Annotated in this window: 24 protein-coding genes and 1 pseudogene; 19 read left to right on the top strand and 6 right to left on the bottom strand. The window is 42.6% G+C overall.

Annotated features, from left to right (window positions below; genetic code table 11):
• Positions 1-3: 3 nt before the first annotated feature.
• The 5 genes from AB5443_RS18405 (at position 4) to tsf (ending at position 4,830) form a co-directional block, all read left to right on the top strand.
• Positions 4-1,698: a RagB/SusD family nutrient uptake outer membrane protein gene (locus tag AB5443_RS18405; RefSeq protein ID WP_368114300.1), complete on the top strand. Its 1,695-nt coding sequence runs from the start codon at positions 4-6 to the stop codon at positions 1,696-1,698.
• Positions 1,699-1,901: 203 nt separating this feature from the next.
• A complete protein-coding gene (rplM, locus tag AB5443_RS18400) occupies positions 1,902-2,363 on the top strand; it encodes a 50S ribosomal protein L13 (RefSeq protein WP_004314716.1) in 462 nt (153 codons plus the stop codon).
• Positions 2,364-2,369: 6 nt separating this feature from the next.
• Positions 2,370-2,756, top strand: coding sequence for a 30S ribosomal protein S9 (gene rpsI, locus AB5443_RS18395; RefSeq protein ID WP_044656423.1), 387 nt, complete (start codon positions 2,370-2,372; stop codon positions 2,754-2,756).
• Between the two features lie 120 nt (positions 2,757-2,876).
• Entirely contained in the window at positions 2,877-3,713 is an 837-nt protein-coding gene (gene rpsB, locus AB5443_RS18390; protein ID WP_044656424.1) for a 30S ribosomal protein S2, read from the top strand.
• A 124-nt stretch (positions 3,714-3,837) separates the two neighbouring features.
• Positions 3,838-4,830 (top strand): translation elongation factor Ts, encoded by a 993-nt coding sequence (gene tsf, locus AB5443_RS18385; RefSeq protein WP_073347543.1) that lies wholly within the window; start codon positions 3,838-3,840, stop codon positions 4,828-4,830.
• Between the two features lie 68 nt (positions 4,831-4,898).
• Here tsf and AB5443_RS18380 read toward each other — a convergent pair whose 3' ends face one another.
• Positions 4,899-5,249 carry a translation initiation factor gene (locus AB5443_RS18380; RefSeq protein ID WP_022136513.1) on the bottom strand — a complete coding sequence of 117 codons (351 nt, stop codon included), beginning with the start codon at positions 5,247-5,249 and terminating at the stop codon, positions 4,899-4,901.
• 175 nt (positions 5,250-5,424) lie between these two features.
• Here AB5443_RS18380 and AB5443_RS18375 point away from each other — a divergent pair, with 175 nt between their 5' ends.
• The 4 genes from AB5443_RS18375 (at position 5,425) to AB5443_RS18360 (ending at position 8,264) form a co-directional block, all read left to right on the top strand.
• A complete protein-coding gene (locus AB5443_RS18375; protein WP_022136512.1) occupies positions 5,425-6,075 on the top strand; it encodes a redox-sensing transcriptional repressor Rex in 651 nt (216 codons plus the stop codon).
• Complete coding sequence (locus tag AB5443_RS18370) at positions 6,075-6,689, top strand: fumarylacetoacetate hydrolase family protein (protein ID WP_044654853.1); 615 nt, start codon at positions 6,075-6,077, stop codon at positions 6,687-6,689. Before AB5443_RS18375 ends, AB5443_RS18370 begins: the two co-directional genes overlap by 1 nt.
• A 65-nt stretch (positions 6,690-6,754) precedes the next feature.
• A complete protein-coding gene (gene ispF, locus AB5443_RS18365; protein WP_024987607.1) occupies positions 6,755-7,237 on the top strand; it encodes a 2-C-methyl-D-erythritol 2,4-cyclodiphosphate synthase in 483 nt (160 codons plus the stop codon).
• 19 nt (positions 7,238-7,256) lie between these two features.
• A complete protein-coding gene (locus AB5443_RS18360) occupies positions 7,257-8,264 on the top strand; it encodes a metallophosphoesterase family protein (protein ID WP_195405720.1) in 1,008 nt (335 codons plus the stop codon).
• On the opposite strand, the gene AB5443_RS18355 is transcribed toward AB5443_RS18360, so the two are convergent.
• Both AB5443_RS18355 and AB5443_RS18350 read right to left on the bottom strand, forming a co-directional pair.
• Positions 8,254-9,117: a hypothetical protein gene (locus tag AB5443_RS18355; protein WP_368114301.1), complete on the bottom strand. Its 864-nt coding sequence runs from the start codon at positions 9,115-9,117 to the stop codon at positions 8,254-8,256. The two genes, AB5443_RS18360 and AB5443_RS18355, sit on opposite strands and share 11 nt — an antisense overlap.
• A 783-nt stretch (positions 9,118-9,900) precedes the next feature.
• Positions 9,901-10,725 carry a DNA-directed RNA polymerase subunit alpha C-terminal domain-containing protein gene (locus AB5443_RS18350; RefSeq protein WP_229127441.1) on the bottom strand — a complete coding sequence of 275 codons (825 nt, stop codon included), beginning with the start codon at positions 10,723-10,725 and terminating at the stop codon, positions 9,901-9,903.
• A 413-nt stretch (positions 10,726-11,138) separates the two neighbouring features.
• Between AB5443_RS18350 and mnmA the strand changes: the two genes are divergently transcribed.
• From mnmA to AB5443_RS18300, 10 genes and pseudogenes are all read left to right on the top strand, one after another.
• The gene (gene mnmA / locus AB5443_RS18345) at positions 11,139-12,230 is read left to right on the top strand and encodes a tRNA 2-thiouridine(34) synthase MnmA (RefSeq protein ID WP_022136506.1); all 1,092 of its coding nucleotides are present in this window, start codon (positions 11,139-11,141) and stop codon (positions 12,228-12,230) included.
• Positions 12,227-12,610, top strand: a pseudogene (locus AB5443_RS18340) (RNA-binding domain-containing protein); the annotation flags it as partial. The gene mnmA and the pseudogene AB5443_RS18340, both read left to right, overlap by 4 nt.
• Positions 12,602-12,928, top strand: coding sequence for a Fic family protein (locus AB5443_RS18335; protein ID WP_349815081.1), 327 nt, complete (start codon positions 12,602-12,604; stop codon positions 12,926-12,928). The pseudogene AB5443_RS18340 and the gene AB5443_RS18335, both read left to right, overlap by 9 nt.
• 12 nt (positions 12,929-12,940) lie before the next feature.
• Complete coding sequence (locus tag AB5443_RS18330; RefSeq protein WP_277135037.1) at positions 12,941-14,311, top strand: S8 family serine peptidase; 1,371 nt, start codon at positions 12,941-12,943, stop codon at positions 14,309-14,311.
• A gap of 47 nt (positions 14,312-14,358) precedes the next feature.
• The gene (xseA, locus tag AB5443_RS18325) at positions 14,359-15,591 is read left to right on the top strand and encodes an exodeoxyribonuclease VII large subunit (RefSeq protein ID WP_368114302.1); all 1,233 of its coding nucleotides are present in this window, start codon (positions 14,359-14,361) and stop codon (positions 15,589-15,591) included.
• A gap of 79 nt (positions 15,592-15,670) precedes the next feature.
• Positions 15,671-15,880, top strand: a complete 210-nt coding sequence (gene xseB, locus AB5443_RS18320) for an exodeoxyribonuclease VII small subunit (RefSeq protein WP_022136502.1) — start codon at positions 15,671-15,673, stop codon at positions 15,878-15,880.
• Between the two features lie 41 nt (positions 15,881-15,921).
• Entirely contained in the window at positions 15,922-16,953 is a 1,032-nt protein-coding gene (locus AB5443_RS18315) for a branched-chain amino acid aminotransferase (protein WP_368114307.1), read from the top strand.
• A 47-nt stretch (positions 16,954-17,000) separates the two neighbouring features.
• Positions 17,001-17,624, top strand: coding sequence for a DUF975 family protein (locus AB5443_RS18310; protein ID WP_022136500.1), 624 nt, complete (start codon positions 17,001-17,003; stop codon positions 17,622-17,624).
• Between the two features lie 112 nt (positions 17,625-17,736).
• On the top strand, positions 17,737-18,495 hold the full coding sequence (trmB, locus tag AB5443_RS18305) for a tRNA (guanosine(46)-N7)-methyltransferase TrmB (protein ID WP_277135040.1): 759 nt from the start codon (positions 17,737-17,739) through the stop codon (positions 18,493-18,495).
• 98 nt (positions 18,496-18,593) lie between these two features.
• Complete coding sequence (locus AB5443_RS18300) at positions 18,594-19,694, top strand: Mrp/NBP35 family ATP-binding protein (RefSeq protein ID WP_195405725.1); 1,101 nt, start codon at positions 18,594-18,596, stop codon at positions 19,692-19,694.
• Between the two features lie 106 nt (positions 19,695-19,800).
• Here AB5443_RS18300 and AB5443_RS18295 read toward each other — a convergent pair whose 3' ends face one another.
• The 3 genes from AB5443_RS18295 to AB5443_RS18285 all read right to left on the bottom strand — a co-directional run bounded on the left by AB5443_RS18295 (position 19,801) and on the right by AB5443_RS18285 (position 24,088).
• A complete protein-coding gene (locus tag AB5443_RS18295) occupies positions 19,801-21,696 on the bottom strand; it encodes a TlpA disulfide reductase family protein (RefSeq protein WP_277135041.1) in 1,896 nt (631 codons plus the stop codon).
• Positions 21,697-21,883: 187 nt separating this feature from the next.
• Positions 21,884-23,701, bottom strand: coding sequence for a M56 family metallopeptidase (locus AB5443_RS18290; RefSeq protein ID WP_277135050.1), 1,818 nt, complete (start codon positions 23,699-23,701; stop codon positions 21,884-21,886).
• 21 nt (positions 23,702-23,722) lie between these two features.
• Positions 23,723-24,088, bottom strand: coding sequence for a BlaI/MecI/CopY family transcriptional regulator (locus tag AB5443_RS18285; RefSeq protein WP_022136495.1), 366 nt, complete (start codon positions 24,086-24,088; stop codon positions 23,723-23,725).
• Between the last annotated feature and the right edge of the window lie 89 nt (positions 24,089-24,177).

Below are 24,177 nucleotides of genomic sequence, written 5' to 3'. Positions count from 1 at the left end.
ATCATGAAAAAGATACACCTATTATATATAACATTCGCCTTGTTGCTTACAGGACTTACCTCTTGCGAGGACTTGCTGACGGAAGAACCCAATTCAAAATATGACCGCGACCGCTACTTCGATTCGGAAGAAAAAGCGGAAATGGCTGTCATGGGGATATACAGTTCCTTGTCGGATTTCAATCATTACGGTTGGTACGAAATGGCTGCTCCGGCATCGGATGATACTTACTATACCGCCCGTACACAATCCGACAATCAGGTTCACGACATCGCGCACTATCAGCTCAACTCCACGAATACATGGATTGAAAGTCTGTGGAAACTGAAATATGAGGGAATCGACCGTGCCAACCTGACTATTGACGGTATCAGCGGCATGGCGGGATACGGTGAAAACACCCGTTTGAAAGCATTGGAAGCCGAAGCGCGTTTCCTGCGTGCCTTTCTTGCGTTCGACCTGGTGAAAGGTTGGGGGGATGTCCCTTTCAAAACCTCTTATTCCTCATCTTATGAATCCGCCTTCGGCGAACGGGTAGACCGCGAGACGATTTACGATGAAATAATAACCGACCTGACTTTCGCTAAGAATAACCTCGACTGGGCGACAGCTTCTTCCACTCCCGAACGGGTGACGCAGGGAGCAGCCCGCGCATTGCTGATGCGTGTATATCTGCAACGCGCCGGATACAGCCTTCATGCCAACGGGCAGTTGGAACGTCCGGACGACAGCAAGCGCAAAGAATACTTCGATGCGGTGATAAAAGAATGGGAAGCCTTTGAGGATAAAGGATACCATGACTTTTATGACGGCGGCTATGAAGCGCTTTTCAAAAGTTTCTCGCAAGGCGTGTTGAATACAAAAGAAAGTCTTTGGGAAATTGCTTTCTATCATTCGCAGGGACGCCGCAACGGTGGAGCTTGGGGGATTTATAACGGCCCGCAGGTGGCGGAACCTACCGGAATAGCTCCGTCTGAAGCTAATAATTACATGGGACGTGCCAATGGTTTCTTTATTGTAGTTCCCGAATGGCGCAGCTTCTTCGAGGAGAAGGATAAGCGTCGTGACGTGGCGGTTTGTACTTATCGCTACACTTGGAACGCTACTAAAAAAGAGCATGTAAAGGAAGAAAGAAGTGCCGGAAGCTGGTATGTCGGAAAATGGCGCAGGGAATGGATGCCGAAAGACTCATGGAACAAGAATATCAATTATGCCGATGTGAATTATTGTCCTTTACGCTATGCCGATGTCGTATTGATGGCCGCCGAAGCGTACAATGAGACAGGAACCGACCGTGAGAAAGCATGGAGACTGCTGAATAGCGTCCGTACGCGTGCCGAAGCCACCTCTATAACAGAAGAGAATTATGAAGAGATGATGAGCGCACGGAAAAAAACGCATAACCTGACTTTTATTGACGACTCGACTCCCGAAGGAAAATTCCGCACGGTTCTCTATTGGGAACGTGGTCTTGAGTTGGCTTTTGAGGGGCAACGCAAGTACGACCTGCTCCGTTGGGGCGTGTTGGGCAAAGCTCTGAAACTATTTGGTGAAGCCAGTTCCGTGAATCAGAAAGAGAACAAGCCTTATCCCGCTTACCGTAATTTCACGGAAGGCAAACATGAACTCTTTCCCATCCCTTTGAAGGAAATGCAAAGTAATCCGAAACTCAATGGAATGAATAATAACGGCTACTAGTGAGCCCCTAGATAGAGGTATCTACCGGAAAAATATACAAAAATAGTTTGCCAATTCAAAGAAAAGCCGTACTTTTGCAAGCCGATTATTATCACAAAATGATAAGAGATTAATTCATAGCAAGTTAGTACTCCTTTGTCCGGGGAAGACTAATGAGTGGTGAAGAAAATTTTTAGTAGTAACATTTAAAAAACAAAATTAGAGTGGATACTTTAAGTTACAAGACCATTTCTGCCAACAAAGCAACTGTAACCAAAGAATGGGTTATTGTTGACGCTACAGACCAAACACTGGGTCGTCTGGGAGCAAAAGTTGCAAAATTGTTGAGAGGAAAGTACAAACCGAACTTTACTCCTCACGTAGACTGCGGTGATAACGTTATCATCATCAATGCAGACAAAGTAAAACTGACTGGTAACAAGTGGAATGACAGAGTGTATTTGTCATATACAGGCTACCCTGGTGGTCAGAGAGAAATGACTCCTGCCCGTTTGATTGCAAAACCGAACGGTGAAGAGAGATTACTGAAAAAAGTAGTGAAGGGCATGCTTCCCAAGAACATTCTGGGAGCTAAATTGCTGAACAACTTGTATGTTTACGCCGGTAGCGAACACAAACAGGCTGCGCAAAACCCGAAAATGATTGATATTAATTCATATAAATAAGATATAATGGAAGTAGTAAATGCATTAGGCAGACGTAAACGTGCAATCGCACGCATTTTCGTAAGCGAAGGTACAGGAAAGATTACTATTAACAAGAGAGACCTTGCAGAGTACTTTCCATCAACTATTCTTCAGTATGTTGTAAAACAACCATTGAACAAGCTGGATGTTGCTGAGAAGTATGACATCAAGGTAAACTTGTGTGGTGGTGGTTTCACAGGTCAGTCTCAAGCTTTGCGTTTGGCAATTGCTCGTGCACTGGTTAAGATGAACGCTGAAGATAAAGCTGCTCTTCGTGCAGAAGGCTTCATGACTCGTGACCCTCGTTCTGTTGAACGTAAGAAACCGGGACAGCCGAAAGCTCGTAGAAGATTCCAGTTCAGCAAGCGTTAATGGGTTGCCTGATCGAGGAATATGTTTAGTATCTAAACTACTGGGACTCTGCTCATAGACTACCCGGCGGTTGGTTTAGAAAAAACAAAAAAGAAAGTAAACGATTTAAAGAAAAACAAGATGTCAAGAACAAATTTTGATACATTATTGGAAGCCGGATGCCACTTCGGACACCTTAAGAGAAAGTGGAACCCTGCAATGGCTCCTTATATTTTCATGGAACGCAATGGTATTCACATCATTGACCTCCACAAAACTGTTGCAAAAGTAGACGAAGCTGCTGAAGCTTTGAAACAGATTGCCAAATCAGGCAAGAAAGTTCTTTTTGTTGCTACTAAAAAACAAGCTAAACAAGTTGTAGCTGAGAAAGCTCAATCTGTTAATATGCCTTATGTAATCGAACGCTGGCCGGGTGGTATGTTGACCAACTTCCCGACTATCCGTAAGGCTGTGAAGAAGATGGCTACTATCGATAAACTGACTAGCGATGGTACTTATTCTAACCTTTCTAAAAGAGAAGTTCTTCAGATTTCACGTCAACGTGCAAAATTGGACAAGACTTTGGGTTCTATCGCTGACCTGACTCGTCTGCCGTCTGCATTGTTCGTTATCGACGTAATGAAAGAAAATATCGCTGTTCGCGAAGCTAACCGTTTGGGTATCCCTGTATTCGGTATCGTTGATACTAACTCTGATCCTTCAAACGTAGATTTCGTAATTCCTGCTAACGATGACGCTACTAAATCAGTAGAAGTGATCCTGGATGCTTGTTGCGCTGCTATGATCGAAGGCTTGGAAGAAAGAAAAGCTGAAAAGATCGATATGGAAGCTGCTGGTGAAGCTCCTGCTAACAAAGGCAAGAAGAAATCAGTAAAAGCTAGACTCGATAAGTCTGACGAAGAAGCTATCAACGCAGCTAAAGCTGCTGCTTTCATCAAGGAAGACGAAGAGGCTTAATATATAAAAATGTGCCAATTTGCTAATGTGCAAGGGTATTGTTATACGCTTGCATCTTGATTGGCAGATTGGCACATTTTTTTGTTTCGAAAATTATTATTCATTAAAATAAAAGGAAATTATTATGGCTGTAAGTATGGCTGATATTACCAAGCTGCGCAAAATGACCGGAGCTGGTATGATGGATTGCAAAAACGCGTTGACTGAAGCAGAAGGCGATTTCGACAAGGCAATGGAGATTATCCGTAAGAAAGGACAAGCTGTTGCTGCTAAGCGTTCGGAACGTGAGGCTTCTGAAGGTTGCGTTTTGGCTAAAACTACCGGTGACCGTGCTGTTATCGTTGCTTTGAAATGCGAAACTGACTTCGTTGCTCAGAATGCTGATTTCGTGAAACTGACTCAGGATATTCTTGACCTTGCCGTGGCTAACAAATGCGCTACTTTGGACGAAGTAAAAGCATTGCCGATGGGTAATGGTACAGTACAGGATGCTGTGACTGACCGTAGCGGTATCACTGGTGAAAAGATGGAACTTGACGGTTACATGACTGTAGAAGGTGCATGCACTGCTGTTTACAACCACATGAACAGAAACGGCCTTTGCACTATCGTTGCTTTCAATAAGGAAGTGAACGAGCAACTGGCTAAGCAAGTAGCTATGCAGATTGCTGCCATGAACCCGATTGCTATTGATGAAGACGGCGTTTCTGAAGAAGTAAAACAGAAAGAAATCGAAGTTGCTATCGAGAAGACAAAAGCTGAACAGGTACAGAAAGCTGTAGAAGCTGCCCTGAAGAAAGCTAACATCAACCCGGCTCATGTGGACAGCGAAGAACACATGGAAAGCAACATGGCTAAAGGCTGGATTACTGCTGAAGATGTAGCGAAAGCAAAAGAAATCATTGCTACCGTTTCTGCTGAAAAGGCTGCTCACTTGCCTGAACAAATGATTCAGAACATTGCTAAAGGTCGTCTGGGCAAGTTCTTGAAAGAAGTTTGCTTGCTGAACCAGGAAGATATCATGGACGGTAAGAAGACTGTAAGAGAAGTGTTGGCTGCTGCTGACCCTGAATTGAAGATTGTTGACTTCAAGCGTTTCACTTTGAAAGCTGAATAATATTCTTCTGAAATATATCATAAAGAAAACGGTCACACGAATATTCTCGTAGTGACCGTTTTTTATGTTCAACCGCCTATACCTTTCGTCTTCGTATATCCTTCCTTGACAAGCAATTCCATAATCTTAGTCTTGAAATCTCCCTGTATGATGATTTCACCATCTTTAGCCGAACCGCCCACTCCGCATTTGCTTTTCAGCAGCTTGCCGAGTTCTTTCAGGTCATTATCCGTACCGATGAATCCGGTAATTAATGTTACCACTTTTCCGCCACGGTTCTTTTTGTCGATGGAAACCCGCAGGTTTTGTTTGGCTTTATCAAGGGTGGTCTGTTCTTCGTCGTCATCCGTCTCATAACCGAAGTCAGGATTCGTTGAATACACTACGTTCAGTCTGTCTTTCCAATCATTCTTTTTCATATTCGTCATTTTTATTTCTTCTCATTTCTTCTCAAAAGTATCAAACTTATGGAAAAGAGCAAAATTTGTACCACTTTTCATTGTTTTGTTTAATCTCTATTAAGGTTTTCCATTATACGGTTGTCAGTCTCAAAAAATAATGTACTTTTGCAAAATACCAAATTTTGTAAGAAGTATGAGCACTTATATACGAAAAGAGGCGGATAAAGTGCCGGAGCCTACCTTGCGCAGACTTCCCTGGTATCTGTCTAATATAAAACTAATGAAAGAAAAAGGAGAGCAATATGTCTCTTCTACACAAATCTCTAAGGAAATAAATATTGACGCTTCCCAAATCGCCAAGGATTTGTCGTATGTTAATATTTCGGGACGTACGAGAGTCGGTTACAACATCGACGCGTTGATAGAGGTGTTGGAAAGCTTTCTTGGATTTACCAATATGCACAAAGCCTTTTTGTTTGGTGTAGGTAGCTTGGGTGGAGCCTTGCTTCGTGATTCCGGTTTGCAGCATTTCGGATTGGAGATTGTAGCGGCTTTTGATGTCAACCCGGAATTGGTGGGGAAGGACTTGGACGGAATCCCAATTTTCCATTCCGACGATTTTGAAGCGAAGATGAAAGAATACGATGTGAATATCGGTGTTCTGACAGTGCCTATTAATATTGCCCAGGAAATTACAAATAAAATGGTAGACGGCGGGATAAAAGCAGTATGGAACTTTACTCCTTTCCGTATTCGCGTACCGGAGAATATTGTTGTGCAAAACACTTCTCTGTACGCTCACTTGGCTGTTATGTTTAACCGATTGAATTTTAACGAGAAATAATGAAGATTATTGCAGTAGGAATGAACTACGCCCAGCACAACAAAGAACTGGGGCATACACAAGTAAATACGGAACCGGTCATTTTTATGAAGCCGGACTCTGCTATTCTTAAAGATGGCAAGCCGTTTTTCATTCCCGACTTTTCTAACGAGATACATTACGAAACGGAACTGGTAGTCCGGATCAACCGGTTGGGGAAGAATATTGCTCCCCGTTTTGCGAACCGGTATTATGACGCAGTGACGGTAGGCATTGACTTTACAGCCCGTGACCTTCAACGGAAGTTTCGTGAACAGGGAAATCCTTGGGAGTTGTGTAAAGGTTTCGATTCATCTGCCGCTATCGGAGAATTTGTCTCCATAGACCGATATAAGGATATTCAGAATCTGAACTTTAACCTGCTGATTGACGGTAAAGAAGTGCAGAATGGATGTACGGCAGATATGCTTTTCAAAGTAGACGATATCATAGCGTATGTCAGTCAGTTTGTTACCTTGAAAATCGGTGATTTGTTGTTTACAGGCACTCCTGTCGGTGTAGGGCCTGTCAGTATAGGACAACACTTGCAAGGCTATCTGGAAGGGGAGAAGCTGCTGGATTTTTATATCCGTTGATTGCCCTTCGAACATTTATCATTAACCATTATCACGATTACTAGTACTCATTTATTAAACAAATTATGAAGATAAGAGTAGGTTTTGGCTTCGACGTACATCAGTTGGTCGAAGGGCGCGAACTGTGGCTCGGCGGTATCCTTTTGGAACATTCGAAAGGATTGCTGGGACATTCGGACGCTGATGTATTATTGCACGCCGTTTGTGACGCCTTGTTGGGGGCGGCAAATATGCGCGATATTGGCTATCACTTCCCGGATACAGCGGGAGAATATAAAAATATAGACAGCAAGATTCTGCTGAAAAAGACAGTGGAATTGATTGCTTCTAAAGGATATAAGGTCGGCAATATTGACGCCACCATCTGCGCCGAGCGTCCGAAACTCAAAGCTCATATCCCTTTGATGCAGGAGACAATGGCGACAGTTATGGGAATTGATGTGGATGATATCTCCATTAAAGCGACTACTACCGAGAAACTCGGGTTTACGGGTCGCGAAGAAGGTATTTCAGCCTATGCCACAGTACTGATTGAGAAGAATAATTAACCCCCTAATATAAATAATTATGATTCGACTTTTGAGATTTCACTTAACACTAATCTTACTGTTGGCAACTACTTTTTGTATAGCTCAAAAAAGAGAACTGAAATTCAGTAAAGATGGTAAATTCAAGATTGTGCAATTTACCGATGTACACTTCAAGTATGGTAATCCGGCTTCTGACGTAGCATTGGAACGTATCAATCAAGTACTTGATGCCGAACGGCCGGATTTGGTTGTTTTTACCGGAGATGTTGTTTATGCAGCACCTGCGGATTCCGGTATGCTGAAAGTCTTGGAACAGGTATCCAGGCGCAAGCTTCCTTTTGTTGTGACTTTTGGCAACCATGATGATGAACAAGGACTGACACGCTCACAGTTGTATGACATCATCCGTACCGTTCCGGGTAATCTGCTGCCTGACCGGGGAACTGCTTTGTCACCGGACTATGTATTGACCGTGAAATCGTCTTCTGATTCTAAAAAGGATGCAGCTTTGCTTTATTGCATGGACTCTCACTCTTATTCACCTTTGAAAGATGTGAAGGGATATAATTGGCTTACGTTCGACCAAATAAACTGGTATCGTCAGCAAAGCGCCGCTTATAAAGAACAGAATGGCGGACAACCGTTACCTGCCCTTGCATTTTTCCATATTCCTTTGCCCGAATATCACGAAGCCATTCGCGATGAAAACGCAGCTTTTCGTGGAACACGTATGGAAGAAGCCTGTGCACCTAGAATAAATACAGGAATGTTTGCTGCCATGAAAGAAGCGGGAGACGTGATGGGTGTATTTGTCGGTCACGACCATGACAATGACTATGCGGTCATGTGGAAAAATATCCTTTTGGCTTACGGGCGTTACACCGGTGGGAATACAGTGTACAACCATTTGCCGAACGGTGCCCGTATCATCATATTGGATGAAGGCGCACGCACGTTCACTTCCTGGATTCGTCAGAAAGACGGTATTGTGGATAAAGTCTCTTATCCGGCAAGCTTTGTCAAGGACGATTGGACTAAACGTTGAGACTTGCAAACTTCACATGGCTAAGGCGCGTATATTTTGAACCGTAGCTTTCGTACTGGCGTGATACTTTCGCCGATGCGACGTAGATAATCTCTCCCAGTCGGTATTCATGCTCTATCCCGGATAAAGTACATGATACCGCACTGGGATTTTTTGAAGGAATACTCATGACGACCAGGTTTCCGCTGGCATCCGTCAGCGTGAGCATCTGCTTGACAAAAAACTGTGGAGTAGTACCATTCACTCTTGTTTTGTACGGATCGTCTTCCAGCCGTACACGGGTCACTTTCAGTTTCAAGTCTGTAAGTTTCTCTCCCAACTCTCCCAAATACCGGCTTGACGATCGCTTCTCTCTGGACTTTCTCTGCATAATGTCCAGATGTATGGAATGGTAAGCCTGTGCTATCTTGACGAAGCGTTCCTGTTTCGGGATTTTCGGAGTAAACTTATAGGCTATCCAGCTTAAATAAGCAGGGTCTATCTTCAGTATTTCATGCAGGAAGTGTCCGCGATATTTTCCGAAGAAGATAAGGTCGTCGCCATTGCTCTGCATTCTTTTTTCATTATAATCCACAAGAATAAGGCAACGTCTTGAGTAATAAAACATCGTGCTTGCCATCCGTAGAGATTCATTAATATCCGGTGACAGGTCATGTATGTAAAGAATTGATTGTTTCTCGGGCAGGGGAGAATAGAGCCAAAGGGAATAGTTTGGTTTCCCCGGTCGGGGCATCACCACCAAGTAAACACCCGCCTCTTTGAAAGAGGCTCTGCCTCGGTTGTATTCATTCAGTTTGGCATACAATAAGGCTTGCTCGTTTTCGGAAATGCCCGGTAATCTAGGGTTAGCCATAATTGTTCTCGCTTTTGTTATATTTCAAATATAGGGAATTTTATTTGGAAAAGCAACATTTTGTTTGCTAAAAACACTTATCGGTTATGACCTTCTTCTCCAAGTTCCTCTATATTCTCACTCAATTGTCGCATTTATAAATTGAACTCAGGATTCAACTACATAGTGAAGAAAATATCTATCATGCCATCATTCATTTCTGTATTTTGTTAATTGTCAGAGTAATAAGTATGATAGATGTTTTTCTAAAAAGGTATCTATCATACTTTTATCGTAAAAATAGGGTATCTATCATACTTATATTGCACCTGTTTTAGGGTAGCATTAGGTGAAACCATCCATTTAAAGGCATAAGGATACCCCTTTTATAGGATGATAACCTGTATTTAGCAGCTTAATAATCCATTTGGAACGGTAGTCTTTTTATAGCTCACACATGCAGGCTGTACAGCCCGCATGTGTAAACCGTACAGCCCACGTATGGGGGCTGTATATCACACATATGTGGGCTATAAACTTATCGCCATTAAAGTTGTATTATTAAGCCATGATGGTTGGATTTATGCGGGTTTATTGTAACAAAAACGAGCTGTCTTACGTTTGTTCAGCCTTTATCCGACTGTTTTATTAATGATAGATAGCCTGTTTTTGGTGGTGTAAGTATGATAGATACCTTTTTGGAAAATTATCTATCATGCTTATTCTTTTGATAATTAATAGAATACAGAAATGAATGATAGCATGATAGATGTTTTTTCGCTATGTTATATTTTATAAGCTTGGTTACAATATCAAGGCGGATATTTCAGGTGATAATCCGATGCTTTTGTTTTCGTGGAAGACGATAAAGTTGGCATTGTATAATGCATTGATTATTTCATTGTAAGTTATCTCCCCTAATCCTTCAAGACGTTTCAGGCGAGGCCATCCGTTTTGGGCGGTGTATTGCAGAAGCTGATGTACGGTATGTATATTCAGTTTGAACAATGCATTGCAAGCACGGTCACTGATCATCCGCCTTAATGGAATATTTGTGGGATCATCCGTATTGTATTTGCCGAAAAGGGATGTCATTGCCCGGTCGCGGAAAGTGGCTATCCGTTCGGTATTCTTGCTTAGATTTATGAGGAGTTCACTATAAGTGTTGATTGTGTCTTGATATGTCATATTATGTCTTACTGCTACTCGTGAGATTGGTTCCCCACAAGAGATACTAAGAAATATCTCCCGCTGACTGGTGTCGGTAATCAGCTGACCGAGTTCCTTGATGATAATATGAAAGAGTGGTTGGTGGAGCTTTTGAGTTTTTAACAGGAAAAGTTCATCGTCAAGTTGAGAAAGAACTATTTCATATTCCGATTCTTTTTCTTTGATTAATTTTTCCAAGGATTCTTTGTTTAGTCCTTTTGTTTGGTGAACATTCAGATAAGAGGTTAGACTGTCATCATCTAACATGATAATGCCATCAATAGTTGCAGAAGTGATGTAGCCTAAGTTTGTCCAATTGCGTAAAGTTGATTCTGTAAGACCTCGTTTTGCGGACAGTTGTTTGATTGTTAGCCAGTTTGCCATAGGTAAATAGGGAATTAAGTTAATAATATGTTTCATGTTTTGTTTTCTATGAATATTAATCCCTGTCCGTATTCTGATGTATACCCTGTATATAAAAGAAGCCGGGCGCTGAGTTCATATTTATCCGCTAAGAGGTAGTACCAATACCCAAGACTTAATAAATATGTTCACACGCCCGACCCTACGTCGCACGCATGAAACAGATTTATTGAAGTCTTGTTTTTTGTTTAAATGAAATTTGGTACTTTTCTTAGCGCAAAAAACGTTTCAATATGCCGTATTTCTCTTCGGCTTTGTAAAAGGCAAAGATAGGTGAATTATTGGGGATAGCAAAGAAGTGACAAGGAAATTCAATAGAAAAAGATATAGGATATGAAATTACATCTTCTCTCTATGGCTATCTGAATAGAATCTCGTACATTTGTGTCCACGTAATTTATAAAATTCGGATGAAAGAACGAAATAAGCGAGTATTAGTCGGAATGAGCGGTGGTATTGACAGTACCGCCACTTGTCTGATGCTACAGGAACAAGGATACGAAATAGTAGGAGTGACCATGCGTGTATGGGGCGACGAGCCGCAAGATGCCAGGGAATTGGCTGCACGGATGGGAATCGAACATTATGTGGCGGATGAACGTATTCCTTTTAAAGAGACTGTCGTAAAAAACTTCATAGACGAATATAAGCAGGGACGTACGCCGAATCCATGTGTGATGTGCAACCCTTTGTTCAAGTTTCGTGTTCTGACGGAATGGGCGGATAAGTTGGGCTGTGCCTGGATCGCTACCGGACATTATTCGCGACTGGAAGAACGGAACGGACATATTTATATAGTAGCCGGAGACGATGATAAGAAAGACCAGTCTTATTTCCTTTGGAGATTGGGACAGGATATACTAAGGCGTTGTATTTTTCCTTTAGGGGATTATACAAAGGTGAAAGTTCGGGAATATCTTGCGGAGAAGGGCTATGAAGCCAAGTCGAAAGAGGGGGAAAGTATGGAAGTCTGCTTTATAAAAGGCGATTATCGTGACTTTCTCCGTGAACAATGTCCGGAACTGGACACCGAGATAGGGCCGGGATGGTTTGTCAATTCCGAAGGTGTGAAACTGGGACAACATAAGGGTGCACCTTATTATACTATCGGTCAGCGGAAAGGATTGGAGATTGCCTTAGGTAAACCGGCTTATGTGTTGAAAATCAATCCGCAGAAAAATACGGTGATGCTTGGTGATGCCGAGCAGTTGAAAACCGACTATATGCTGGTGGAGCAGGATAAGATTGTTGATGAACAAGAGTTGTTCCAGTGTGAGAATCTGGCTGTGAGGATTCGTTATCGAAGCCGTCCGTTACCTTGCCGGGTGAAGCGATTGGAAGATGGTCGTCTGCTGGTGCGTTTTCTTGAGACTGCTTCGGCTGTTGCTCCCGGACAATCGGCTGTATTCTATGACGGAAAACGTGTATTGGGAGGAGCTTTTATTGCTTCGCAGCGAGGAATAGGACTGGTGATTATAGAGAACGGGGACGAATCAAGATGAATGAAGACCAGAATATAGAATATAAACAAAGTTGGCGTGATGAATATCTGAAATGGATATGCGGCTTTGCCAATGCTACGGGAGGAAAGATTTATATCGGGATAGATGATAACGGTCAGGTGGTCGGCGTAGAAGACGCAAAGAAACTGATGGAGGATATACCGAACAAGATAGTCAACTTCTTGGGCATTGTGGCGGATGTGAATACTATGGAAATGTTTCTTGGGAAGCATGCCTCGAAACCATATAATAAGAATATTGCGGATATATTCTTCAAAGCCGGGTTCATTGAGGCCTGGGGGAGAGGTATCTCCAAGATAATGAAGGGGTTTGCGGATGCCGGAATGGAACTGCCGACTTTTGAATTTTCGATGGGAGGACTTTGGGTTGTTATGAAGAGAAAGGTGTTTGGGGAGGTTACCCCCCAAGTAAGTGTACCAGTAAGTGTACCAGTTACTGCACCAGTTATAATGGAAATTTTGAATTCAAAAGAATATGTCAATTCCTTTATATATCTATTCTCTGAGAAACAAGAATGTAGCTCCAGGGAAATAATGGAAGCATGGGGATTGTTGAGTTTACGATATGTCAGGCTTAATTATATCACTCCTTTGTTGAAAGCTGGTATTTTAAGGTTGAAATACCCTGACAATCCTAACCATCCGCAGCAACGTTATCTACTTAATGAAATAAAATAAAGCAATCATAATATGAAGAAACTAATTACATTGATTCTTTTTACAGCCGTAGCCATCAGCATGTCGGCTCAATTCACGCCGGGTGATACTTTGAAATACCGTATTAGTCTGAAAGACAAGGCGGCTACGGAATACTCTCTGCAGAAGCCGGAAAAATACTTGTCCGTGAAATCTATTGAACGGAGAAAAAGACAGGGATTGGCGATAGATTCCACCGACTTGCCGGTATGCGGAAAATACATAGATGCGATACGGAAGAAAGGCGTTCACGTACTTGTTACCGGAAAATGGGATAACTTTGTCACTGTCTCCTGTAATGATAGTATGCTGGTAGATGAAATAAGCAAATTGCCTTTTGTACTTTCTACCGAAAGGGTTTGGAAGGGTAAAATGGAGAAATCTACCAAAAGGGATTCGTTGATAAATAATCCGTTACGTACCGATAGTCTTTATGGCCCTGCTATTACACAAATAAGGATGAGTCGGGCGAATCTTCTCCATGATGCAGGTTTTAAGGGACAAGGGATGACAATTGCTGTTATTGACGCTGGATTTCATAATGTGGATAAGATTGAAGCAATGAAGAATATCAATATACTGGGGGCGCGCGACTTTGTAAATCCCGAAGCAGATATCTATGCAGAAAGCAGTCATGGCATGTCCGTTCTCTCCTGCATGGCGATGAATCAGCCAAATGTGATGATTGGTACGGCTCCCGAAGCTTCCTATTGGTTGTTGCGCAGTGAGGACGAATATTCGGAGAATCTGGTGGAACAGGATTATTGGGCGGCGGCAATCGAGTTTGCCGATAGCGTGGGAGTGGATTTGGTAAATACTTCCCTCGGCTATTATTCATTTGACGATCCAACGAAGAACTATCGCTACCGTGACCTGAACGGGCATTATGCGTTGATGTCCCGTGAAGCTGCAAAGGCTGCTGATAAAGGGATGGTGGTTGTTTGCAGTGCCGGAAATTCCGGTGCCGGCTCTTGGAAGAAGATTACTCCGCCGGGAGATGCGGAGAATGTAATTACTGTAGGGGCTATTAATAAAAGAGGAGAACTGGCTCCATTTTCTTCAGTTGGCAACACGTCGGACGGACGGGTGAAACCGGATGTAGTAGCAGTTGGGTACGGTTCGGATGTAATGGGGACAAACGGCAATCTTCGCCATGCCAACGGTACTTCTTTTTCTTCTCCAATCATGTGCGGAATGGTAGCTTGTTTATGGCAGGCTTGTCCGAAACTGACGGCGAAAGAGATTGTCGAACTGGTTCGTCGCTCGGGTGACAGGGCGGATTTCCCGGATAATATATATGGATATGGTATTCCTGACTTGTGGAAAGCGTATTTAACGGTTAACGGGAAAGTGATTAGTGATTAACCACTGGTTGCTGGTACGTTAACACTAATCATTAATCACTAACCGTTATGGATTCCTCTCTTTCCCTTTTAGAACTGAATTCGCTTGTCCGCCGTAGCCTGGAACAATGCCTGCCTGATGAATATTGGATACAGGCAGAACTGAGTGACGTCCGTTCCAATACGACCGGACACTGCTATTTGGAGTTTGTGCAGAAAGATCCTCGTAGTAATAGTCTTGTTGCGAAAGCGCGCGGTATGATATGGAACAATATTTATCGCTTGTTGAAAACCTATTTCGAGGAAACTACCGGACAGATGTTTATGTCCGGCATCAAAGTATTGGTGAAGGTGACGGTTCAGTTCCATGAACTTTACGGTTACAGTCTGACTGTGCTTGATATCGACCCTACATATACTTTAGGAGATATGGCGCGCCGTCGTCGGGAAATATTATTGCAGTTGGAAGAAGAAGGAGTACTCACGCTGAATAAAGAACTGGAAATGCCGGTTCTTCCGCAGCGTATTGCTGTCATATCTTCCGCTACCGCAGCCGGATACGGCGATTTCTGCCATCAGTTGCAACATAATCCCGGCGGATTCTTCTTCTATACGGAGCTTTTCCCCGCATTGATGCAGGGAAATCAGGTCGAAGAGTCGGTATTGGCAGCCTTAGACCGTATCAATGCCCGTGTAAACGAATTTGATGTAGTCGTTATCATCCGTGGTGGTGGAGCGACTTCCGATTTATCCGGTTTTGATACCTATCTGTTGGCGGCTGCGTGTGCACAATTTCCGCTGCCTATCATTACCGGAATCGGACATGAACGGGACGATACAGTTCTTGACTCAGTAGCGCATACACGTGTGAAAACCCCTACGGCTGCTGCCGAACTTCTGATTCATCGGATCACGGAAGTAGCCGACCATTTAGAGGAACTATCTGTCCGTGTCCAACAAGGAGCCTATGCGATTCTTGAACAGGAATGGCGAAGACTGGAGAATCTTCAGACCCGTATTCCGAATCTTGTTCACCGGAAACTTACTGATGCCCGTTTTGCATTACTGGCAGCCAAGAAAGACTTGTCACAAGTGACGATGTCGTTGTTAGCGCGCCAACGACATCGGCTGGAGCTCCTGCAACAGCGTATTGCGGATGCTTCACCCGATAAATTATTGAGCCGGGGATACAGTATTACACTAAAGGATGGAAAAGCTGTGACAGATGCTTCTTCACTGAAGCAGGGAGACAGGTTAGTCACCCGGTTTTCGAAAGGAGAAGCCCGTTCGGTGGTGGAATAATAAGCATCGGAATAGAAATTATAAAAGAAACGGAATTATAAAAGAAACATTCATCATTAACCATTAATAATCAATCATCGTGGCAGCAAAAAAAGAAACATATCTTCAGGCGATGGAACGTCTTGAAAAGATTGTCCGCCAGATAGACAATAATGAATTGGATATCGACGTTTTGAGTGAGAAAATCAAAGAAGCCAATGAAATAATTGCCTTCTGTACCGAAAAACTGACGAAAGCCGATAAAGAAGTCGAAAAATTATTGAAAGAAAAGCGGCAGTCTGAAGAATAAAAGTTATTTTTGCGAATCAAAGCTTAAGAAAAAATAAACTAATACATTACGATATGGAACAAATAGACTGGGCGAATCTGTCATTTGGATACATGAAGACAGACTACAATGTGCGAATCAATTTCCGCAATGGAGCATGGGGAGAACTGGAAGTTAGTAGTGACGAGCATCTGAATCTGCATATGGCAGCTACGTGTTTGCACTATGGACAGGAAGCATTCGAAGGATTGAAAGCATTCCGTGGAAAAGACGGTAAAGTGCGTATCTTCCGTTTGGAAGAAAATGCGGCCCGCCTGCAATCTACTTGTCAGGGAATCCTGATGGCTGAACTTCCTATCGAACGTTTTAAGGAAGCTATCTTGAAAGTCGTGAAACTGAACGAACGTTTCATTCCGCCTTATGAGACGGGTGCTTCTCTCTACATTCGTCCTTTGTTGATTGGTACAAGTGCGCAGGTAGGTGTACATCCGGCAGATGAATATATGTTTGTAGTATTCGTGACTCCGGTAGGCCCGTACTTCAAAGGTGGTTTCTCTACTAATCCGTACGTTATCATCCGCGAATTTGACCGTGCCGCTCCTCACGGGACAGGTATCTATAAAGTTGGCGGTAACTATGCAGCCAGCCTCCGTGCCAACAAGAAAGCACATGACTTGGGCTATTCCTGCGAGTTCTATCTCGACGCTAAAGAAAAGAAATATATCGATGAATGTGGTGCTGCCAACTTCTTCGGTATTAAGGATAATACATATATTACTCCGAAATCATCTTCTATCTTACCGTCTATCACCAACAAGAGCTTGATGCAGTTGGCAGAAGATATGGGTATCAAGGTAGAACGTCGTCCGGTGCCGGAAGAAGAACTGGAAACATTCGAAGAGGCAGGTGCATGCGGAACAGCAGCGGTAATCAGCCCGATTCAGCGCATTGATGATTTGGAAAACGGAAAGTCTTATGTAATCTCCAAAGACGGTAAACCGGGGCCGATTTGTACAAAGTTGTATAATAAATTACGTGGTATTCAGTACGGTGACGAACCGGATACGCATGGCTGGGTAACTATTGTGGAGTAATACACACACTAAACTAAGACACATTTATTTATTTAATTAATTATATCATGTTAAAAGAGAATTCGCAATTACGTGCAGAAGCACGTCAGGCACTTCAAGGTAAGTGGCCTATGGCAGCCGTTGCTGCACTTATTTATTCAATCGTTGCCGGTGGTTTATCAGCTATCCCTTTCATTGGAGGATTGTGCTCATTATTTATCGGACTGCCAGTTGCTTACGGTATTGCTATCGTGATGTTTGGCGTATTCAAAGGTAAGGATGTTGATTTTGGAGTATTATTTGAAGGCTTCCAGGATTATAGCCGTATTTTTGTAACGAAATTGCTTCAGGGCATTTACACTGCTTTGTGGTCATTGCTATTGGTTGTTCCGGGCGTCATCAAGTATTATTCTTATGCAATGACGGACTATATTCTGAAAGAAGAACCGGAAATGAAAAACAATGCGGCTATCGAAAAGAGTATGGCAATGATGGAAAACAACAAAATGAAATTGTTCTTACTTGATTTGAGTTTCATCGGTTGGGCTCTTCTTGCTATCGTTACTTTTGGTATCGGATTCTTGTTCCTGCAGCCTTATATGCAAGTATCTCGTGCAGCTTTCTATGAAGACCTGAAAGCACAGCAAGGCGGAAATATTGAAGTAGACGTTGAAGTGAACGTTACTATTTAATAGACGAATACATTCAGCTATATAGAAGAATGGAGTACGGAGAAATCTGTACTCCATTTCTTTTTGCCGGTTGCGTCAAAATCAGTACCTTTGCGACCTAATCAGGATTGATATGGGTAAGAATAAATTAGAAAAGTTTGCCGATATGGCGAGTTATCCGCATGTGTTCGAATATCCTTATTCGGCAGTAGATAACGTGCCTTTTGACATGAAAGGGAAATGGCACAAGGAGTTCTTTAAAAATGACCATCCGATAGTGCTTGAACTGGGCTGTGGACGTGGTGAATATACCGTCGGACTTGGTAAGATGTTTCCCGAAAAGAACTTTATAGCAGTTGATATTAAAGGTGCCCGCATGTGGACGGGGGCAACGGAATCGTTGCAGGCAGGAATGAAGAATGTAGCTTTTCTGCGCACGAATATCGAAATCATCGAACGCTTCTTTGCCGAAGGCGAAGTTAGCGAGATATGGCTGACTTTCTCCGACCCACAGATGAAGAAAGCGACCAAACGACTGACTTCCACTTATTTCATGGAAAGATATCGCAAGTTCCTGCAACCGAACGGTATTATCCATCTGAAGACAGACAGTAACTTCATGTTTACTTATACCAAATACATGATAGAAGCCAATAAACTTCCGGTTGAGTTTATGACGGAGGATTTATATCACTCCAACCTGGTGGATGATATTCTGGGTATCAAGACTTATTATGAACAACAATGGCTTGATCGTGGTTTAAATATAAAGTATATCAAATTTCAGCTTCCGCAAGAAGGCAAATTGCAGGAGCCGGATGTCGAAATAGAACTTGATCCTTATCGTAGCTATAATCGTAGTAAACGCAGCGGGTTGAGCACAAGCAAATAACTTGCTGAAATAATCGCCATAAAGTAAGCTAAACATAAACAGTATACTGAGTGGTGAATCTGAAATGGTAGATTGTAAATCGTCAAATAGTAAATAAAATGACTCTTTATCCTAAATTGATATTGGATGCATTGGCAACGGTGCGTTATCCCGGCTCGGGAAAGAATTTGGTGGAAGCGGAGATGGTTGCCGATAATCTCCGTATTGACGGTATGACTGTCAGCTTTTCATTGATATTTGAAAAACCGACAGATCCGTTTATGAAATCAATGTTGAAGGCTGCCGAAACAGCTATTCATACCTATGTATCTCCGGATGTACAGGTTACGATAGCAACGGAAAGCAAGCAGACTCCTCGTCCGGAAGTGGGCAAGATGCTTCCGCAGGTGAAGAATATTATTGGTATTTCTTCAGGCAAAGGTGGGGTAGGTAAGTCTACTGTATCTGCGAACCTGGCAGTCGCTTTGGCTAAATTAGGCTATAAGGTAGGTTTGCTCGATGCGGATATTTTCGGACCTTCTATGCCGAAGATGTTCCAGGTGGAAGATGCGCGTCCATATGCTGAACGTATAGATGGACGTGACCTGATTATCCCTGTAGAAAAATATGGAGTGAAATTATTGTCGATCGGTTTCTTTGTTGATCCGGATCAGGCTACTTTGTGGCGTGGCGGAATGGCAAGCAATGCACTGAAGCAATTGATTGGCGATGCGTCCTGGGGTGATCTGGATTATTTTCTGATTGACCTTCCACCGGGAACAAGTGACATTCATCTGACTGTTGTCCAGACATTGGCAATGACAGGTGCGATTGTTGTCAGCACTCCGCAGGCAGTGGCTTTGGCAGATGCCCGTAAAGGAATCAATATGTTCACTAATGATAAGGTAAATGTACCTATCCTCGGCTTGGTTGAGAATATGGCATGGTTTACTCCTGCCGAACTTCCGGAAAACAAATATTATATTTTCGGTAAAGAAGGTGCAAAGAAGTTGGCCGAAGAGATGAATGTGCCTTTGTTGGGGCAGATTCCTATTGTGCAGAGTATTTGTGAGGGTGGGGACAATGGTACGCCGGTTGCGTTGGATGAAAATACCATCACCGGACGTGCTTTCTTGTCATTAGCTGCGAGTGTTGTCCGCCAGGTGGATCGTAGAAATGTTGAGATGGCTCCGACCCAAATTGTAGAAATGCATAAATAGCCGGAATCCGGACAAGATAGCTTTTATATAAGCTGTTCGTAAGATATAAGAAAGAACCTTCATAGTTTTTATAAAGACTATGAAGGTTCTTTTTATAGTAGCTCTATTATTTATTCAATGCTTCTGTCAGTTTCTTTTTCATGGTGTCAGCTCCTGGGAAACCGATCTGCTGGTAAACTGTGTTACCATTGCGGTCGATAACAAAATAAGTCGGTACTCCCTGAATATTGAATTTATCCATAAGATATCTCCATTGGTCATTAGTCACACGGAAATGTTCTCCGTGAACATCGGGTATCATATTTTCCCAAGTTCCTTTGGGGGAATTTTCTCCTGCGACATATAAATAGAGGATATCCTTATCTTTTAATTCTTCTTTCATTGGAACCATAGCTTTGTTCGCCATTCTGCAAGGGCCGCACCAAGTAGCCCAAAAGTCTACTAATAGGACATGGCCTTTAAATTTGGAAATGATGGCAGAGAAAAGTTCTTCATTTTCTACTTCGCCTATTTCATTGATTTTGTATCCGGTCTTCTGTTTGTTCAATTCCATCTTCTTGAGCAACTCTCCATTGAGTGCTGTCAGCATGTTTTTGTAGGCGGGCGAAGGCAGTGCTTCAAGCGCGGTTATCTGTTCGGCGGTCAGCGGGGTAAAATCTTCAATCGAACGGTAACATTTATATGCTTCCATCATTTGGAATAGAATCCCCTGGTTTGTTCCCAACTGTTTTTCCAGAAGATCTTTCCGGGAACTGAATATTCCCGTTCCGTATGCGTATTCCGATGCATATAAATCTACCGGTGTATTGAGAGCCAATTCTTTGAATATATCAAAATAATTATCCGGAAATTCAATCTTGGTGTTTGTGTAATATTCCTTAGTCTGCTCTCTGTTCAACTTTTGACTAACGACATGTGCACGCATCAGGATATCTTTGCCCATAAAAAGTCCGATAGCTGTAGTTATATCTGTATTGGCTTTCAGAACTTCTTTTGCGGCCGGACTAAGAGGAGATTCTGCTATCTGTTTATGGATATTGCTCCGTTTCTCTATGAAATAGTTTTTCACTCCATCTATATCTTTTCCGATTACTTCGTCTACGATTTCCCCCGGACTGCTGACCAGATTACACTGAATGGTATTGTCCGTCAACTCTTGTTGCAGTTCAGCCAAATAACCGCTGTAATAAGCTTTCTTTCCATAAGGCTTATCGTCCTTTTGCAAGTGTGATTGTTGGCGTGTACATTCGGCCGTATTAATAATAATGGAACTTTCTTTTCCCGGAGCTAATAAGCAGGAAATTTGAGCAAACGGGAAAACAAGAGTCGCCGGAGTTACCGTGATGACATTTGTTTGAATCTGGAAAGTCCCGTCTTCATTTATACTCACTTCTTCGGCAAAGTTCAGCCACCTGACCGGGTCATTCAGATGCAATTTACCTGATGCCGGCATATCTTTCTTAAAGTCGAGCACTCTTCCTGTTAGTGTGGCTTTACCGTATGCGAGTTCCGGGGTAGGTAATTGGGCTTTCTTATTAATCTTATGGATTATTGCGTCTTTAGGTAACGGAGTTTTACGGAAATTCTTCTCATTGAGCTGTATTCCCCATATCTTGTATGCTCCGTCAAAGTCTCCTTCAGAGAAATCCAGGCTGGTAACATTTTCCGGTATAGGAGGAAAGAGTAACTGAAATTCCGCTTCTCCGGATTCCGGCATCCAAAATTCTTTGTCCAGTGTTATTCCAACTCCCTTCCGGATTGGATAAAGTGCCCCGTTATTATCTTTCAGAAAACTTCCGGTTGCTACTTTTATCCAGTACTTAGGCCGATAGTAAGCTTTCACATAGACAGTGGTCACTGTGTCACTCATGACAATTTTATCAACTTCGATACTGTTGGAGCTCCAGGCAAGAAAAGGAGGACGCTCGATAACTCTGTCTTTGGCTTGTACAGTGCAAACTGTGCAGAGTATCAAACCGATAATCCATGCGAATCTTTTCATATGAATAGCGTTTTATTTCTAACAAATATAAGGATATTTTTGTAAACTAGCCTTATGGAAGTAGAAAAAAGAAATTCTTTTTGGAATTGATGAGGTTAGTGTTCCCCACCGATGAGACTTGTGTCCGGCACCGGGGAACGCCTCTCTCCCCACCGATGAGGAGAGAGAGCGGCATCGGGAAAATAAATTATTGTAGCCGGAATGTAATAGGAAGGGTGTATTCTACGGCAACCGCTTGTCCGCGTTGCAGTCCCGGTTCCCATTTCGGCATATTACTTACTACGCGCATGGCTTCTGTATCTAAAGAAGGAGAAACGCTCCGCAGCACTTTTATTTCTGACAAGCTGCCATCTTTTCCGACAACCATCTTTATGATGACTCTGCCTTGCTGCTTTTTCTCTTGTGCAATAACAGGATATTTGATACTTCTGGCAAGATATTGCATTAGACCTCTTGTTCCGCCGGGGAATTTCGGCATTGTTTCTACTACCTTGAAAGTAGGCTCTGTATCTCCGGTTTTTACACCTACTGCATCGGGATTTGAATCTTCCTTTAAACCATACCCTACAACGACTACTTCTTCCAAATCAGATTGTTTGATTTCTTCAGCTTTCGGAGTTTCAGGTCCGGTTAGTCTGAACATGACAGGAACTGTAAATCTGACATTTACTGCTTCTCCTCTTTGCTTGCCGGGCTTCCATTTTGGCATGGCAGTAATTACACGTATGGCTTCCTTATCTAAATAGGGGTCTACACTCCGAACTACTTTTATGTTATCTATACTTCCGTCTTTTTTTACTACGAAACATACAATCACACGTCCTTGTGTGCCTTTTGCGTGTGCTTCAGCCGGATATTTGATGTTTTGTGAAAGATATTCCATCAAGGCTTTCATTCCTCCGGGGAAATCCGGCATTTCTTCTACAACTTCAAATATGACGGAATCCGGTACAATCTTGCTATGAGTCTCCAGTGTCTCTTGCGCCTTTTTCTCCTGCGGGAGAATGATTTTTTGAATTTCTTCTGCAGGAAGTTCGGGAATAGTCGCTATTTCGGGTTTCGAAGTGACTTGTGTCGTCGCCTGTCCCATTACTTCCTTGGCGAATTTCTCTGTGGTACGTGCCACCATTTCGATGTTGCTGACAATCATCAACAGGGCAGCCAAGGGGAGAAACATAAGATACTTTGTTCTCCCTATTTCTTTTGTTCTTCGTTTATTCATCATTTTAATACGATTTTTGAGTGGTAAAACATTGAAACTATTTGATAAATTTGCTGCAGCCTTGTGATGTGCCAGTCCCAATAAATGGTACTGGTATGATTTACTGTCATGTCCCGTCTCCAATACCCGGTGATCCGCCATGTATTCGAGATTTCCTCTGACTTCCCGTTTCATCAGCCAGATAAAAGGGTTGAACCAGCAGAATGTACACATTAGTTCACTGATTAACACATCTACCGAATGATGCTGACGGGCATGCGTTTCTTCGTGAGTAATGATTTCACCGATTTCGGACTCTGTATGTGACTGTGGATGAATGAATATCCAATGGAAGAAAGAGAACGGGCCGTATTCTTTCTTTAAAAGATGTACGCGTATTCCTTGTATAGTACTTTTAGGGCACTGGATATGTAGCCGTATGATACTGCCTAATTGCACAAGGAAACGTGTTGTTAATACTAATACTCCACTCCAATAAATGATTTTCAAAAAGAGTATGATTAACTCTCGCCAGTTCATTGTTGGTTCTTGCAGTGGAGTGATGGTTTGTTCCGGAAGTATAATTGTAGCATAAAGATCTGCCATTGCCACCATTGGTTCATGGGCTTTTACCCATCCTTGAATGTTCAACAAAGGATAAAGTAAGGAGATGGCAAAAAAGCATAGCAAAGCCGCCCGACGCCAATGGAAGAAGGTGTCTTTATAGAAAAACAACCGATAGAATGCGTAGAATAGGGCTATTGCTACATTTATCTTTAGAAAATAGGCTAATTCCGGAGTCATCATAGTAATGAATATTTTCTATTAATCTTCTTTTCCTTTTTCAATCAGGTCGATGATATCTTTGAGATCATCGGTCGAAATCTTCTGATCCTTAGCAAAGAAAGAAACCATTTCTTTGTAAGAGTTCTCAAAATAGTTACGAACTACGCCGCTCATAAAATGGCGCTTATACTCATTTTCGCGAATAGCGGGAGTGTACTGGTAAGTGTTACCCACACGTTTCGGTGTGACGTATCCCTTCCGTTCGAGGTTCTTCACGATGGATGCTACTGTGGTGTACGGCGGAGCAGGTTGCGTATATTTCGCTACGATGTCCTTTACGAAACAGCTTTGTAACTCCCAAATGTAGATCATTACTTCTTCTTCTTGTATTGTTAACTTTTCCATGGAGATATTGTTTAATTACGAATACTTCGCAAATCTACGAATATTTCGTAAATAGGCAATGGTTAGTCGGTTAATAATTGTAAATGCAT

Source organism: Bacteroides sp. RTP21281st1_H5_RTP21281_210402 (assembly GCF_040918965.1).
Classification (GTDB): Bacteria; Bacteroidota; Bacteroidia; order Bacteroidales; family Bacteroidaceae; genus Bacteroides; species Bacteroides congonensis.
Note: the sequence above shows the minus strand (reverse complement) of the source record. Positions and strands in the feature narration are given on the sequence as shown.